Source organism: Bradyrhizobium sp. SHOUNA76 (genome assembly GCF_023006445.1).
Taxonomy (GTDB): Bacteria; Pseudomonadota; Alphaproteobacteria; order Rhizobiales; family Xanthobacteraceae; genus Bradyrhizobium.
Window position 1 is genome coordinate 1 of the sequence record NZ_JALBHA010000105.1, and the last position, 15,331, is coordinate 15,331.

Genomic DNA, 15,331 nt, shown 5'->3' on the forward strand with positions numbered 1-15,331 from the left:
ATGCGCGCTTGCGCCGGTTCGCCGCCGAGCCGGAGCAGGACAATGGTCTCGGCACCGGTGGGCTCGACCATCTCGACCGGCGCGGTGATTACAACCGGCGCGCTCACGGCGCCGGAGAACGCGCGGTCCCCCTCGGCAATACACTCTGGCCTGATCCCGAACACCACCTCGCGGCCGAGATAGGGTGCCGCCGCATCGTAGCCCTGCAGACGAAGGCGAACCTCGTCCGGCCGCCCGGCGCCGATCACGACCATCGGCCCGTCGCTGCCTGCCTCGAGCCGGGCCGGCATGGTGTTCATCGGCGGCGAGCCCATGAAGCGCGCCACGAACAGATTGGCGGGGTAGCGATACACCGTATCCGGATCGGCGAACTGCTGCACCACGCCGCGATGCATCACGGCGATCCGCGTCGCCATCGTCATCGCCTCGATCTGGTCGTGGGTGACGTAGACGATGGTGGCGCCGATGCGCTGGTGCAGCCGCTTGATCTCCATCCGCATCTCCACGCGCAGCTTGGCGTCGAGGTTAGAGAGCGGCTCGTCGAACAGGAAGAGCAGGGGATCCCGCACCAATGCGCGCCCCATCGCCACGCGCTGGCGCTGGCCGCCGGAGAGCTGCGAAGGTTTGCGTCCGAGCAGCGGCTCGATCTGGAGCAGCTTCGCCACGTTCGCGACCGCCTTCTCCTGCTCGGCCTTGGCTACGCCTCGGCATTCCATGCCGAAGGTGATGTTCTGGCGTACCGTCATCGATGGATAGAGCGCGTAGGACTGGAACACCATGGCGATGTCGCGATCCTTGGGCGGGATGTTATTGACCACGCGTCCGCCGATCTCGACTGTCCCTGCGCTCGGATGATCGAGCCCGGCAACGATGTTGAGCAGCGTGGACTTGCCGCACCCGGATGGCCCGACAAGCACCGTGAACTCGCCGCTTTCGATGTCGAGATCGACGCCCTTCAGCACCTCCAGATTGGCGTAGCGCTTCGACAGAGTGCGAATGCTCAGTGCCGCCATGATGGCCTCATCATTTCACGGCCCCGGCGGTGAGGCCTCGCACGAAGTACCGGCCGCCGAGGACATAGATCAACAAAGTGGGGAGCGCTGCGATGATCACCGCGGCGCTCTGCACGCCATGCTGCGGGATGTCTGCCACCGCGGCAGATAGCGCGATGAGAGCGGCCGTGACCGGCTGCTGCTGGCCGCTCGTGAACGTCACGCCATAGAGGAATTCGTTCCAGATATGCGTGAACTGCCAGATCACGGTGACGATCAGGATAGGCGGCGACAGCGGCAGGATGATGCGCCAGAAAATGCGAAAGAACCCGGCGCCGTCGATCCGCGCGGCCCTGATCAGTTCATGGGGGATGGCGACATAGTAGTTCCGGCAGAACAGCGTGGTGAAGGACAGCCCCTGGATGGTGTGGATCAGCACGAGCCCCGCCAGCGTGTTGATCAGACCGATGTCCCGCAGCACGATGGTCCAGGGCAAGAGGCGCATCTGCTGGGGAAGGAAAAGGCCAAGCGTCACGATTCCGTAGATCCAGTTGTCGCCGCGAAAACGCCAGAGCGACACCGCGTAACCCGCGACCGCACCGAGTAAGGTCGAGAAGATCGTCGCGGGAATCGTGACCAGCGCGGAGTTCAGCATGTACGGCCGGATGCCGGCGCAGGTCTCGGCGACGCAAAAGCCGCTCCAGGCCGCGGCGTAGTTGCCCCAGGCCAGATGTTGCGGCCAGCCGATCATCGAACCTTGCGCGATCTCCTCGTTGGTGCGGAGCGAGTTCAGGACGACGACGGCCAGCGGCGCGAGCCAGGCCACAGCGATCAGCAGGACGATGAGGTAGATCAGGATCCGGCTTGGTGCGAAGCCCCGCTCACGCATGGCTCGCCCGCCGCCGCTGGAGATATCGCCACGCCGCATAGGGCAGCAGGACCGCGAGGAGAATGAGCAGCATGAGCACCGCCGCCGCCGCGCCTCGGCCGAGCAGGCTGCGCTGGAACATCAGGTCGTAGACGACGAGGGCGGGCAGCTGGGTCGCAATTCCCGGCCCGCCGTTGGTGAGCGCGCGGACGAGATCGAATGTCGAAATCGCGAACTGCAACTGGATCACGACGACGGTGATGGTGATCGGCCAAAGCGACGGCAGAATGATGCGTCGGTACATCCGGATCGGTCCGGCGCCATCAATCTGCGCGGCCTTGACGATGTCGCCGTCGACGGACCTGAGGCCGGCAAGGAACAGCGCCATGGCAAAGCCGGAGGATTGCCAGATCGCGGCGATGACGATGGTCCAGATGGCCATGTCGCGGTCGATCAGCCAGTCGAACTTGAAGGAGGTCCAGCCGAGGTCGTGGACGAGCTTCTGGATTCCAAGGCCAGGATTGAGCAGCCAGCTCCAGACCGTGCCGGTGACCACGAACGACACCGCGAGCGGGTAGAGGAAGATGGATCGCAGCACGTTCTCGCCGCGAATGCGCTGATCGAGCAGGATCGCAAGGACGAGGCCGGTCGCCGCGCTCAACACCACGAAAGAGATGCCGAACAGCAACAGATTATCGAAGGCGATCTGCCAGTTCCGCGATGCCGCGACCGCCGAGTAGTTGCGCAATCCCACCCAGCCCGCAACAGGGACGAGGGTGGATGGCGTGAACGAGATCCAGATCGTCCACAGCGAGAACGAGACGAGGTGCGCTGCGGAGAGCAGCAGCGGCACCCAGATCATCAGATATTCGGGCAGCCGGCGCACCCATTCAGGAAGCGCCGGTCGGCCCGGTCTCATCGCAGCGGCATTGCTCAACGTGAGCCCTCGACGGCCTCGGCGAGGCGCGTGGCCGCCTGCTCGGGCTTGATCGTCTTGTTCTTCACGTACTCCGTGATGACGTCGATCATCGCGGCGGTCATGCCGTTTTCCTGCGCCATATTGTGCGCAAGGCTCAGGACTGCCTGATTGCTGGCAATAGCCTCCTTCAGAGCTGCGCCGGTTCGCCGTTGACCGTCCGACCAGCCTTCACCGGACAGATCGACATCGGTACGCACGGGGATCGATCCCGTGATCTGCGAGTACATGGTCTGGATCGCCGGATCCATGACGAGCTGGGCCATCAGGGTCTGGCCGGCTTGCAAGTCCGCCTCCTTGCGCTGCCAGAAGATGAAGGCATCTGCATTCAACAGGAAGACCGGCTTGCTGTTGTCGCTGGGGCCCGGCGCAATCACGAAGTCCTCGAACTTGAAGCCGGCGTTGCGCAGGACGCCTTGTGCCCAGCCGCCCATGATCATCATGCCCATGTCGCCGTCGATGAAGCGCTTCAAATTGGTCGAGAAGTGCTGGGCGCCGACGTTGGGATCCATCCAGTCGGCGATCTTGCGCACTTGCGCGAACGCAGCCTTGATCTCGGGACCCTCGAGAGCCTTCTTCTCGAGGTTCATGATGGCGGCGCGGTAAGCGAGAGGACTGATGCCCGCCAAGGCGGCCTCGAACTTTTGTCCGTCGTCCGGGCGGGTCCCGCCGTTGGCGATGGGATAGGCGACACCGCCCGCCTTCATCTTTTCGGCGAGATCGTTGAAGTCAGCCCAGGTGACGGGGATCTTGTCGGCTTTGGCCTTGTCCATGGCGCGCTTGGACAGAAACAGCATGTTGGTGCTGTAGATCTGCAGCGGCAGTGCGATCCATTTGCCGCCCGGCTTGTGCAGTTTCGCAAGGTCCGGCGCGACGACCTTCTCGTAACCGGCGGCAGCGACAAGGGCATCGAGATCGACGGTCGGGGCAATCTTCGACCACGCCGCAATCTCGGGGCCCTTGAGTTGCGAACAGGCCGGCGGATCGCCGGCCATGATCTGCGCCCGCAGCTTGTTCATCATCTCGGTGGTGAACCCGGGCACGGGCGAATGCTGCCAGACGCCGCCCTTCTCCTCGAATTTCTTGCCGAGCGCCGTAATGGCCGCGCCATCGCTGCCTGCGGACCATTGCGAGATCACGGTCAGGCGCGGTTTGGCCGCGCCTTGCGCGCGGGCAAATGCCGGCAGTGCGAGCGTGGCAACGGATCCAGCGAGCAGACGGCGCCTTGTTGTTGTGATCGGCATGGCAGTTCCTCCCGGTGTGAAATCTCGGCGCGTGTGGGGCCGTGCAGGCTCAGCGCATGTCAGGCCGCCTCCGTCGATGCCGCGGGCATCCCGCCGCGGCTGGCGAGACAAAAGGCGGCGAAGGCAAGTGCAGCCTGCGGATCGTTGCCGGTCGATGGCGGCACGAAGGCGAGGGACACCTGCGCCAATTTGCGACCGCCCAGCAGACAGGCGTCCAGTCCTTCGACCACGGCGTTGCGATCGTCGTCGGCGAGAAGCGACGGCCAGCCGCTGATCGCAACGCCGCCGCACGGCTTCACGTTCAGCGTGTTGCCGATCGCAAGGCCAAGCCGGAACAAGCGCCGGCGCAGCTCCTGGCGCACGCGCGAGGCGAGCGGGATCGTGTTCACCCATTCGCTGCCGAGCTGGAGCAATTCGGCTTCGGCAACGCCGAGAAGCTCGGCAAGGGCAGGAAGCGACGTGTACGCCTCGACACAGCCATTGTGGCCGCAGCGGCAACGCGGCCCGTCGGGACCGAACACCATGTGGCCGAGCTCGACCGGCTGAAGGTTGTCGGCTTCGGTTGGATCATCCATCCAGGCGCCGGCAACGCCGTGGCTGACGAAAACGAACAGATGGGTGTCGCTGAACGGATAATTTTCCGCGCGGCAGCGGTGAAAGGTGGCGTGCGCGACGACCGAATTGGTGAACTCGAGCCGCACGTCGGCGAACATCTCGCCGAACATGTCCCTGATACGCCCGACATCGCAGGGAATGATCGGATTGGCCGATATGCTGAGACGGCCGAGGCCGGGAATCGAGACGCCGATCTGGGAGAGGGTGATCCGGCGGCGCCGCGTCCAGTCGCGCAACAATGTCATGGCTTCGCGAAACGCCCGGCCGACGGTCTCGACGGTCGGCGTCTTCGGTAGCTTCACACGCTCGGTGTAGTGCAGTTTGCCCGACAGGCCGCCGACGCCGACGCTGAGCCGTTGAGCGGTCAGCTCGAAGGCCGCAAGCGCGACCGAGCCATCGAGCGACACGAGACCGGTCGGGCCGCCGACGTAAGGGGCAGGGCGCCGCACTTCCTCGATCAGGCCTTCGGACTTCAGGTCAAACAGGATGCGCGACAGGCTCGCCTCGGACAGGCGCACGGCCTTGGCCAGAGGCGGACGAAACGAGCCGCCCGACTGAAGCAGATGAGTCAAAATGGCAGCGCGCGTCTGCCGCCGACTTCTCGGCTGCTCCGGCATTTCCATCCCTGTGGTCATTCTTACTTAGTGTAAGAATGCGCGCGGAGGGTTTCGACTGTCAAGCGTTCGCTGCCACATGCAGGGACTTGTTGTTGTGCGCGGCAGCAAGCGTGGAGCGGTACGATCGGTCTCGTAGAGTGGGCAAAGCGAAGCGTGCCCACGATTTCGTACCTGTCGCGGACAGGTGGTGGGCACGCTGCACTTTGCCCACCCTACAAGCGCACAAACAAAAACGGCGCCATCTTGCGATGGCGCCGTTTCGTTGGACACTTCCGTTCGAACTTACTTGCGATCCTTGATCGCGACATAGTCGCGGCGGGTGACGCCGGTGTAGAGCTGGCGCGGACGGCCGATCTTCTGCTGCGGGTCCTCGATCATCTCGCTCCACTGGCTGATCCAGCCGACGGTGCGGGCGACCGCGAACAGCACGGTGAACATCGAGACCGGGAAGCCCATCGCCTTCAGCGTGATGCCCGAATAGAAGTCGACGTTCGGGTAGAGCTTGCGGTCGATGAAGTACTGGTCGCTGAGCGCGATCTTCTCGAGCTCCATCGCCACCTTCAGCATCGGATCGTCGCCATGGCCGGTCTCCTTGAGCACGGCGTGACACATCTTCTGCATGATCTTGGCGCGCGGATCGTAGTTCTTGTAGACGCGATGACCGAAGCCCATCAGGCGGACTTCAGAGTTCTTGTCCTTCACCTTGGCGATGAACTCGGGGATATTGTCCACGGAGCCGATCTCGGCGAGCATCGCGAGCGCGGCTTCGTTGGCGCCGCCGTGCGCCGGGCCCCACAGGCAGGCGATGCCGGCGGCGATGCAGGCGAACGGGTTGGCGCCGGAAGAGCCGGCGATACGCACCGTCGACGTCGATGCGTTCTGTTCGTGATCGGCGTGCAGGATGAAGATCTTGTCCAGCGCGTCAGCCAGCACCGGGTTGATCTTGTAGTCCTCGCAGGGCACGGCGAAGCACATGTTGAGGAAGTTCTCGGAGAACGAGAGCGAGTTCTTCGGATACACGAAGGGCTGGCCGACCGTGTACTTGTAGGCCATCGCGGCCAGCGTCGGGATCTTCGCGATCATGCGCATGGAAGCGATCATGCGCTGCTTCGGATCGTTGATGTCGGTGCTGTCGTGATAGAACGCGGCGAGCGCGCCGACCGAGGCCACCATCACCGCCATCGGATGGGCGTCGCGGCGGAAGCCCTGGAAGAAGCGGGCCATCTGCTCGTGCACCATTGTGTGATGGATCACGCGGTCGTCGAAATCCTTCTTCTGCGCGGCGGTCGGCAGGTTCCCGTAGAGCAGGAGATAGCAGGTCTCGAGGAAGTCACCGTTCTCGGCGAGCTGCTCGATCGGGTAGCCGCGGTATTCCAGCACGCCCGCGTCGCCGTCGATATAGGTGATCTTGGACTGGCAACTCGCGGTGGAGGTGAAGCCGGGATCATAGGTGAACAGGCCGGACTGGCCGTAGAGCTTGCCGATATCGACGACATCAGGCCCGACGCTGCCGCTATGGATCGGGAGATCGTAGTTCTTGTTTCCGACCGTCAGTGTAGCGGTCTTATTGCTCGGTTTTGCGTCCATCGTTGGTCCCCGATGAAATGTGAAACGGGCCGGAGCCGGAGGCCCCTTTGCGAGATGATGGGGCAGGCCGGATGTTCCAGAAGGTACGGGGGAGATGGGTATATTATTGCTGTGTGCGCTGCAAGATACCCCACGCATGGTCGACTTACGTCGTAGACTGGTCCTTAAGCCGGGCGAGGCTCACCTGGCGTCCCAGAACGTCCAAAACCTCAAATATACCAGGCGACGTCGTCCGTCCGGTCAGCGCCGCCCGCAAGGGCTGGGCGACCGCGCCGAGCTTGAGACTATTTTCCTCGGTAAAAGCGCGCAGGGCGGCTTCCGTGCTGGCCCCGCTCCACGTCTCGACTTTCTCGAGCGCGGAATGAAGCTGGCCGATCAGCTTGCGGTTCTCTTGTGTCAGCAGCGCCTGCGCCTTGGGATCGAGCTCCAAGGGACGGTCGGCGAAGATGAAATAGGCGCTGTCGATCAGCTCGATCAGCGTCTTGGCGCGCTCCTTCAGAGCCGGCATGGCTTTGAGGAGTTGCGCGCGCGTGGTGTCGCTTAACTTGGCCTTAAGCTCGTCGCGGCTGGGCACGAGATGGTCGAGCACGTCCTCGAACATCTTCACGAGTGATTGATCGTCGGCGTGGCGGATGTAATGGCCGTTGAGATTTTCCAGCTTGGCAAAATCGAAGCGGGCAGCGGCCCGGCCGACGCTGGCAAGGTCGAACGCCGCGATCATCTCCTCGGTCGAGAAGATCTCCTGGTCGCCATGGCTCCAGCCGAGCCGGACGAGGTAATTGCGGAGCGCGGCCGGCAAATATCCCATGGCGCGGTAGGCATCGACGCCCAGCGCGCCATGCCGCTTGGACAGCTTCGAGCCGTCGGGGCCGTGGATCAGGGGAATGTGGGACATGCTCGGCAGAGCCCAACCCATCGCATCGTAGATCTGCTTCTGGCGGGCCGCGTTGATCAGATGGTCGTCGCCGCGGATCACGTGGGTGACGCCCATGTCGTGGTCATCGACCACCACGGCGAGCATGTAGGTGGGGTTGCCATCGCCGCGCAGCAGGACGAGGTCGTCGAGGTTCTCGTTCTGCCAGACCACGCGGCCCTGGACCTGATCCTCGATCACGGTCTCGCCGGTCTGCGGCGCGCGCAGGCGGATCGTCGGTTTGACGTTGGACGGGGCCGTCGCGGGATCGCGGTCGCGCCACATGCCGTCATAGAGGCGGGTTCGCCCTTCCGCACGCGCTTTCTCGCGCATGGCGGCGAGCTCCTCGGCGGTCGCGTAGCAGCGATAGGCCTTGCCGTCGGCGAGCAGCTGCTCGGCGACCTCGCGGTGGCGCGCGGCGCGGCTGAACTGGTAGATGACCTCGCCGTCCCAGCCGAGCTCCAGCCATTTCAGGCCGTCGAGGATGGCGCCGATCGCGGCCTCCGTGGAGCGCTCCCGATCGGTGTCCTCGATCCGCAGCAGCATCTTGCCGCCATGCTTCTTCGCATAGAGCCAATTGAACAGCGCCGTGCGGGCGCCCCCGATATGGAGGAAGCCGGTCGGCGAGGGGGCAAAGCGGGTGACGACGGAATCGGTCATTCTTGGCAGGGCCTATGCATTGGAGGCGGTGGTGTATAGCAGGAACGGGACATAAACAAAGCCCGTCGGCGGACCTGCCAGGCCTTGCTTAAGCTCTTGGCTCAGCCTTCCGAATTTGGCAGAAGGGCCGCTGATTTCCCGACAGGATTTTCGTAATGACAGAACCGGTGGCAGCTGAGGTTGGGCGCGATTTCATTCGTGACATCATTCAGGCCGACCTCGATCAGGGCAGGTACCGGGAGATCGTGACCCGGTTCCCGCCGGAGCCGAACGGTTACCTGCATATCGGCCACGCCAAGTCGATCGCACTGAATTTCGGCATCGCCCAGGAGTTTCCGGGCCGCTGCCACTTGCGCTTCGACGACACCAATCCGGTCAAGGAAGAGCAGGAATATATCGATTCCATCCAGGCCGACGTGCGCTGGCTCGGCTTCGACTGGGGCAAAAATCTGTTCTTCGCCTCGGATTATTTCGAGCGCCTGTACGAATGGGCGGAGCAGCTGATCCGCGACGGGCTCGCCTATGTCGACGACCAGACCCAGGAGGAGATCCGCACCTCCCGCGGCACGCTGACCGAGCCGGGCAAGAACTCGCCGTTCCGCGACCGCAGTGTGGACGAAAACCTCGACCTGTTCCGGCGCATGAAGGCCGGTGAATTCCCGAACGGCGCGCGCGTGCTGCGGGCCAAGATCGACATGGCCGCGGGCAACATCAATTTGCGCGATCCCGTGCTCTACCGCATCCTGCACGCGCACCATCCGCGCACCGGCACCAAATGGAGCATCTATCCGAGCTACGATTATGCGCACGGCCAGTCCGATGCGATCGAGGGCATCACGCACTCGATCTGCACGCTGGAGTTCGAGGACCACCGGCCGCTCTACGACTGGTTCATCGAGAAACTGCCGGTGCCGTCACAGCCGCACCAGTATGAATTCGCGCGGCTGAACCTGACCTACACGCTGCTGTCCAAGCGCGTGCTGACCCAGCTCGTCCGCGACGGCCATGTCGCAGGCTGGGATGATCCGCGGATGCCGACCATGGCGGGCATGCGTCGCCGCGGCGTGCCGCCGGCAGCCTTGCGCGAATTCGTCAAGCGCATTGGGGTTGCGAAAGCCAACAGCGTGGTCGATGTCGGCATGCTGGAGTTCTGCATCCGCGAGGAGCTGAACCGCACGTCGCAGCGGCGTATGGGCGTGCTGCGGCCGCTCAAGGTGGTGATCGAGAACTATCCGGAAGGGCAGACCGAGGAACTCGAGGCGATCAACCACCCGGACGATCCCAGCGCGGGCACGCGGAAAATCACGTTCGGCCGCGAGCTCTATATCGAGCAGGACGACTTCATGGAGACCCCGCCGAAGAAGTTCTTCCGCCTGTCGCCGGGCAACGAGGTGCGGCTGCGCTACGCCTATTTCGTCAAGTGCACCGGCGTGATCAAGAACGACAAGGGTGAGGTGGTGGAGCTGCGTTGCACCTACGACCCCGCGACCAAGGGCGGCAACGCGCCCGACGGCCGCAAGGTCAAGGCGACCATGCATTGGCTGCCGGCGGCGGCGTCCGTGCCCGCGGAGATCCGCATCTACAACCAGCTGTTCGCCAATCCGAGCCCGGACGCCTCGAATTTTGCAGCCGATCTCAATCCGAATTCGCTGGAGATACTCTCCGACGCGCGGATCGAAGCGTCGGTTGCCGAGAGCAATGCGACCGAGCCGATGCAGTTCGAGCGCCAGGGCTATTTCGTGCGCGACAAGGACTCCACGCCGGGCAAGCCGGTGTTCAGCCGCACCATCGGGCTCCGGGACACCTTTGCGAAGGAAGTCGCGAAGGGGTAGGGGCACGGGATGCAAGCCGACGATATCGTGTCCGCCATCATGGCGAAGTGGTCTGTCGGCTTTGGGAAGCTCGACGCAGCCGACATTGCTGCGCTCTACTCACGGAACGCTTTCTTCTTCGGCTCGAATCCACGGCTTTACCGCGGCCGGGAAGGCGTCGCGGCCTATTTCAACGGCTTGCCGCGCTGGCATTCGCCCAGCGTCACCTTCTCCGAGGTGATATCCGCGTGGGTCGCCTCTGACGTGATCAACATGGCCGCCATCGCCTCGTTCGACCTCGGCGAGGAAGGTCCGCCGCTGTCGGTGAAGATCACCTGGGTGATTATTCGCGAGGATGCCGATTGGAAGATCGTCAATCATCACGTCTCGTCGCGGGTCCCGATGATCTAGCAGTGGGGCTCTGCCCGTCCCACCAGGCGCGCGGTCGCCGCCCGCTAGACGTCGTAGTAGAGATGGAACTCGTAAGGATGAGGTCGCAGGCGGATCGGGTCGACCTCCTTCTTGCGCTTGTAGTCGAGCCAGGTTTCGATCACGTCGGCGGTGAAGACATCGCCGCGTAGCAGGAATGCGTGATCGCGCTCGAGCGCGTCGAGCGCCTGGTCCAGCGATCCTGGCGTGGACTTCACCTCCTTCGCCTCCGCAGGCGGGAGGTCGTAGAGATTCTTGTCGATCGGGCTGCCGGGGTCGATCCGCTTGTCGATACCGTCGAGGCCAGCCATCAGCATTGCCGCGAAGGCCAGGTAGGGATTGCAGGACGGATCTGGCGAACGAAACTCGACGCGCTTGGCGCGCGGATTCGGCGAATACATCGGAATCCGGCAGCAGGCTGAGCGATTGCGCTGGGAGTAGACGAGGTTGATCGGAGCTTCATAGCCCGGCACCAGACGCCGATAGGAATTCGTGGTGGGGGCGCAAAGCCCGCACAACGCCCAGGCGTGGCTCAAAAGCCCGCCGATGTAGTAGCGGCCGAGCTGGCTCAACTCGGCGTAGTCACCTTTGTCGTAGAACAGATTGGTCTCACCCTTCCAGAGCGATTGGTGAACGTGCATGCCCGAAGCGTTGTCCTCGAACAGCGGCTTCGGCATGAATGTCGCGGTCTTGCCGTGCTGATGCGCGGTGTTCTTCACCACGTATTTGTACATCATCAGGTTGTCGGCCATGCGGGTGAGGGTGGTGAAGCGCATGTCGATCTCGTTTTGGCCGCCGGTTGCGACTTCATGGTGATGGGCCTCGATCTGGATCCCCAGAGATTCCATCGTCAGCACCATTTCAGTGCGTAGCGCCTGCATGCTGTCGGTCGGGGGAACGGGAAAGTATCCCTCCTTCGGGCGCGGTTTGTGGCCGAGATTCGGCCCTTCCTCGGAGCCGGTGTTCCAGCTGCCTTCGCTGGAGTCGATTGCGTGCATGGCGTAGTTGATGCCCTGTGCGTAGCGCACCTCGTCGAAGACGAAGAACTCCGCTTCCGGGCCGAAATAGCTCGTATCGGCACGGCCGGTGCTCTTGAGGTAGGTTTCGGCTTTCTGGGCGATGTAGCGGGCATCCCGGCTATAGGACTGGCTGGTCACGGGGTCGCGGATGTTGCAGATGAGAACCAGGGTTTTGGCCGGACTATAGGGGTCGACGAATGCCGTCGTCGGATCGGCGACGACCAGCATGTCGCTTTCCTGGATCTCCTGGAAGCCTCGGATCGATGAGCCATCGAACCCAATGCCCTCATTGAGCGCATCGGCAGTCACCGCGCTCGGCGGGACGGAAAAATGTTGCCACATCCCCGGCAGGTCGGTGAACCGCAAATCGATCATCTGGACTTTCTCGTCCGTGATCGCCTTCACGAGGTCTTCGGCTGTCGTGCATTTCGCAACCATGGCTTCGCTCCCAGGTCAGCGTCCCGAGATCGCGTAGCCGCTCGGCCGCAACCTAGCGGCTCGCGACGGACTGTGGTCCACGTTCGGCGTTGTCGCCGCAGTCAGGCATGCTTCGCGCGACGGCAGTCAGCTTTGATGCGGCCCGCGCATCAGCTTCATCGCGTCTTCGATGTGTCGCCAGGTTTTTGCCAATTCGAGCTCGCCCTTCTGCTCGAGGTCGATGGCGTTTTGAGCGGCTTCCGCAATGGCCTTGGGGCCATGGGCTTCCAGCAACTGCCGCGCATAATCGTGGATTTCCATTTCTCGCATGGCGTCATCTCCCTCTTGTTCTGGGCGCGAACCGGGTAGGCCGAGAACGGCAGACATTGACACCTGTCAAGCGCCGATAGTCTGCATCCTGGTGCGCCGCACTTGCAAGGGCCCTTTCCGGGGCATGGGCGGCCGGATGGGGCGCCGGCTCCTGGTCGCGGCAACACAGCGCAGGACGGAGGGATGGTTCTTCACCGGGGCGCCCCCACATCAATACGAGAAGGGAGGTGAACATCATGCGCATCCAACATTGGCAAGACGCTGGTAGCCTGTTGGTGGGCGTGTGGCTGGTCCTGTCGTCCTTCGTCCTCGGCTTATCCGGGGCTGCTGTCTGGATCACCATCGCACTCGGGCTCGGCGTCATGCTGTTTGCCGTGGAAGCCTTTGTCGTCCCGTCCTACCTGGAAGAGTGGGGCGAAATGCTGCTGGGCCTGGCTCTGGTGCTGGCGCCTTGGTCCATTGGCTATGAGCCCGTATCGGCCACGGTCAGCAGCGTGTTGTCGGGCCTATTGGTGATCTTGCTCGCTGCCTGGGAATTGATAACCGATCGCGACTTCAGTACCTGGTGGCACGATCACTGGCCTCACCGCGCCGGCTGAGACGAGCGGTTGCCGGCTCCTCTCCGACCGCCATCGGCTGGCGGCCGGAGGAGAGGTGGTTACGTTACAATGCGGCTCTGGGCTCGATCGGTTGCCAGATGCTGATCTTGCGCGTCTCCGGCATCAGGAAGACAGCGAGCACGAAGCACACCGCGGGGACCACGATCGGGTAGATCAGTGCGTAGCCGATGCTGCCGGTCGCGGCGAATGCCGCCGAGGTGATGAACGGCACCAATCCGCCACCCCAACCGTTGCCGATGTGGTACGGCACGGAGACCGACGTGTACCTGATCCTGGCGGGGAAGAATTCCGCCAGAAACGCGCCGACCGGCCCGTACACCATCCCGACATAGCAAACGAGGATGAAGATGATGAAGATCGCGATCGGATAGTTGATGTTGCCGGGCTGCGTGACCGATCCCAGCCACAGATACAGCGGATAGTACGTGATCGCGGCGAGCAGCATACCTCCGAGGATCACCGGCTTGCGGCCGATGTGATCTGACAGCCAGCCAAAGAAGATCAGGCTCGGCGTTGCAATGAGCAGCGCGGCTCCCACGATGTAGGCCGAGGTCACCGGGTCCACCTTGGAGACCTGCTGCAGAAAGTACAGCGCCCAGAATTGACCACTGTACCAGACCACGCCCTGTCCGATCAGGACCACGATGGCGATCCCGATGTATTTGATGTTCGAACTGAGGAAGGCCTCCTTCCACGGATTCCTCGTCATCTGTCCGCGGGCCTTGATCTCCTGGAAGATCGGCGTCTCCTGGAGCTGGAGGCGGATATAGATCGCGATGGCCACCAGCAGGAAGGAGAGCAGGAACGGAACGCGCCACGCCCATTCGTCGAAGGCCTGATTGCCGGCATAGGTTCGGGTCAGAACGATGACTGCGAGCGACACCACGATCCCGAGAGTCGGAGAGGTCTGTAGCCAGCCGGTGTAGTAGCCGCGCTTGTCGTCAGGCACATGCTCCGCGACATAGGTGATGGCGCCGCCATATTCGCCGCCGAGGCACAGCCCCTGGATCATGCGCAAGCCGAAGAGAAGGAACGCAGCCGCCAGCCCGATCGACTGGTAGGTTGGGATCAATCCGATCGCTCCCGTGCCCAGTCCCATTCCGCTGAGCGTGATGAGAAACGTATATTTGCGGCCGACCCGGTCACCCATCCATCCGAACAGGAATGCCCCCAGCGGACGGATCAGAAATCCTGCAGTGAACAGCGCGATCGTGCTGAGCAGGGCGGCGACGGGGTGGGACTGCTCAAAGAACTTGACCGATAGAACTGCGGCCAGGCTGCCAAAGATATAGAAATCATACCATTCGATGACGTTTCCCACCGATGCAGCAACGATCACGCGGCGGAAATCGTGCGGTACTTGAACTGCCATGTGCTGCTCCTATCGAATTCAAACGCCACTCCTCGCGCATTTCAGCGCCAGTTCGCTCGCGGAGTGCGTTTGGTGTGCGGCGCTACAGGCGAGAATTGCGAGTTGCGTCCGCAACGCCTGGTCTCAGAGGAACCTTGGACCACCTGAGAAGAGCTTCGGCGGCCTTCGGTACCGCGAGCTGTCACGACCTGGCCCGTCTGTGCGGGGGAGGCGTTGAGAACAGTTTAATCCTGCCAAGGCCGGCCCCTTATGAGACTTTCGGCTCAATCGACCCGAACCGAGGCTGCCTCCGTCCAGAGACAGAACGGTCGCCCATCGCGCCGGGCGGTCGTGTCACGAATGAACGGAAAGGACCTCTCGGGCGTTGTGTGGGTCCCCAACGAGGAGCCCACCATGCAGAACATCGCAGAGCATATGGAAGTCATCGGCGCCGACGGCGTTCACATCGGTACTGTCGACAAGGTCGAAGGCAACCGTATCAAGCTGACCAAGAAGGACAGCGGCGAGGGCAGCCACAAGGGCCATCATCATTTCATCGACAAGGGCCTCGTCGCCGATGTCGAGGGCAACAAGGTCCGCCTCTCGGCCAAGGCCTCGGTGGCCGTGACCATGGAAGAGGAAAAGTAGGGCGCCTCCGAGCCCGTTCCTGATCCGTACCCTATTCGGCCAACTGCACGTTCCGGTAGCCTCTGGACCCATCGCGTCGCGTAAGGTGCAGGGGAATGGCGGAGCCGGGGCGGCCAGTGCGCTCCCAAGGTATAGCCGGGACGTGGCCCGTTGGCCGCGTTGCGCCCGCTGGCGGCTTTGTTCCGGCGGGCTTTGGCATCTGGCCCGCGATCGTCGAAACGCTCCGCGGGTGGG

14 protein-coding genes are annotated in these 15,331 nt (G+C 63.1%); 4 read left to right on the plus strand and 10 right to left on the minus strand.

Going from position 1 to position 15,331, the window contains the following annotated elements:
• The 7 genes from MOV74_RS14540 to gltX form a co-directional block, all read right to left on the minus strand.
• Positions 1 to 1,013: ABC transporter ATP-binding protein (locus MOV74_RS14540; protein WP_246923063.1), on the minus strand; the 1,013-nt coding region annotated here is incomplete at its 3' end.
• 10 nt (positions 1,014 to 1,023) lie between these two features.
• The gene (locus MOV74_RS14545; RefSeq protein ID WP_246923068.1) at positions 1,024 to 1,881 is read right to left on the minus strand and encodes a carbohydrate ABC transporter permease; all 858 of its coding nucleotides are present in this window, start codon (positions 1,879 to 1,881) and stop codon (positions 1,024 to 1,026) included.
• On the minus strand, positions 1,874 to 2,779 hold the full coding sequence (locus MOV74_RS14550) for a carbohydrate ABC transporter permease (protein WP_404979141.1): 906 nt from the start codon (positions 2,777 to 2,779) through the stop codon (positions 1,874 to 1,876). Before MOV74_RS14550 ends, MOV74_RS14545 begins: the two co-directional genes overlap by 8 nt.
• Positions 2,780 to 2,793: 14 nt before the next feature.
• Positions 2,794 to 4,080: an ABC transporter substrate-binding protein gene (locus tag MOV74_RS14555; protein ID WP_246923076.1), complete on the minus strand. Its 1,287-nt coding sequence runs from the start codon at positions 4,078 to 4,080 to the stop codon at positions 2,794 to 2,796.
• A 59-nt stretch (positions 4,081 to 4,139) separates the two neighbouring features.
• Entirely contained in the window at positions 4,140 to 5,318 is a 1,179-nt protein-coding gene (locus MOV74_RS14560; RefSeq protein ID WP_246923098.1) for an ROK family transcriptional regulator, read from the minus strand.
• A 276-nt stretch (positions 5,319 to 5,594) separates the two neighbouring features.
• The gene (gltA, locus tag MOV74_RS14565; protein WP_246923081.1) at positions 5,595 to 6,899 is read right to left on the minus strand and encodes a citrate synthase; all 1,305 of its coding nucleotides are present in this window, start codon (positions 6,897 to 6,899) and stop codon (positions 5,595 to 5,597) included.
• 145 nt (positions 6,900 to 7,044) lie between these two features.
• The gene (gltX, locus tag MOV74_RS14570) at positions 7,045 to 8,472 is read right to left on the minus strand and encodes a glutamate--tRNA ligase (RefSeq protein ID WP_246923084.1); all 1,428 of its coding nucleotides are present in this window, start codon (positions 8,470 to 8,472) and stop codon (positions 7,045 to 7,047) included.
• Between the two features lie 155 nt (positions 8,473 to 8,627).
• Here gltX and MOV74_RS14575 point away from each other — a divergent pair, with 155 nt between their 5' ends.
• A complete protein-coding gene (locus MOV74_RS14575) occupies positions 8,628 to 10,304 on the plus strand; it encodes a glutamine--tRNA ligase/YqeY domain fusion protein (RefSeq protein ID WP_246923087.1) in 1,677 nt (558 codons plus the stop codon).
• A 9-nt stretch (positions 10,305 to 10,313) separates the two neighbouring features.
• The gene (locus MOV74_RS14580) at positions 10,314 to 10,694 is read left to right on the plus strand and encodes a nuclear transport factor 2 family protein (protein ID WP_246923090.1); all 381 of its coding nucleotides are present in this window, start codon (positions 10,314 to 10,316) and stop codon (positions 10,692 to 10,694) included.
• A 44-nt stretch (positions 10,695 to 10,738) separates the two neighbouring features.
• Here the strand turns inward: MOV74_RS14580 and glnA are convergent, their stop codons facing one another.
• Positions 10,739 to 12,169: a type I glutamate--ammonia ligase gene (glnA, locus tag MOV74_RS14585; RefSeq protein WP_246923093.1), complete on the minus strand. Its 1,431-nt coding sequence runs from the start codon at positions 12,167 to 12,169 to the stop codon at positions 10,739 to 10,741.
• 126 nt (positions 12,170 to 12,295) lie between these two features.
• On the minus strand, positions 12,296 to 12,478 hold the full coding sequence (locus tag MOV74_RS14590; RefSeq protein WP_028171775.1) for a hypothetical protein: 183 nt from the start codon (positions 12,476 to 12,478) through the stop codon (positions 12,296 to 12,298).
• Positions 12,479 to 12,714: 236 nt separating this feature from the next.
• Here MOV74_RS14590 and MOV74_RS14595 point away from each other — a divergent pair, with 236 nt between their 5' ends.
• Positions 12,715 to 13,077 carry an SPW repeat protein gene (locus tag MOV74_RS14595; protein ID WP_060913116.1) on the plus strand — a complete coding sequence of 121 codons (363 nt, stop codon included), beginning with the start codon at positions 12,715 to 12,717 and terminating at the stop codon, positions 13,075 to 13,077.
• 64 nt (positions 13,078 to 13,141) lie between these two features.
• On the opposite strand, the gene MOV74_RS14600 is transcribed toward MOV74_RS14595, so the two are convergent.
• On the minus strand, positions 13,142 to 14,470 hold the full coding sequence (locus MOV74_RS14600; protein WP_246923095.1) for an MFS transporter: 1,329 nt from the start codon (positions 14,468 to 14,470) through the stop codon (positions 13,142 to 13,144).
• A 393-nt stretch (positions 14,471 to 14,863) separates the two neighbouring features.
• On the opposite strand from MOV74_RS14600, the gene MOV74_RS14605 reads away from it, so the two are divergent.
• Positions 14,864 to 15,097 carry a DUF2171 domain-containing protein gene (locus tag MOV74_RS14605; RefSeq protein WP_194407912.1) on the plus strand — a complete coding sequence of 78 codons (234 nt, stop codon included), beginning with the start codon at positions 14,864 to 14,866 and terminating at the stop codon, positions 15,095 to 15,097.
• The last annotated feature ends 234 nt before the right edge of the window (positions 15,098 to 15,331 follow it).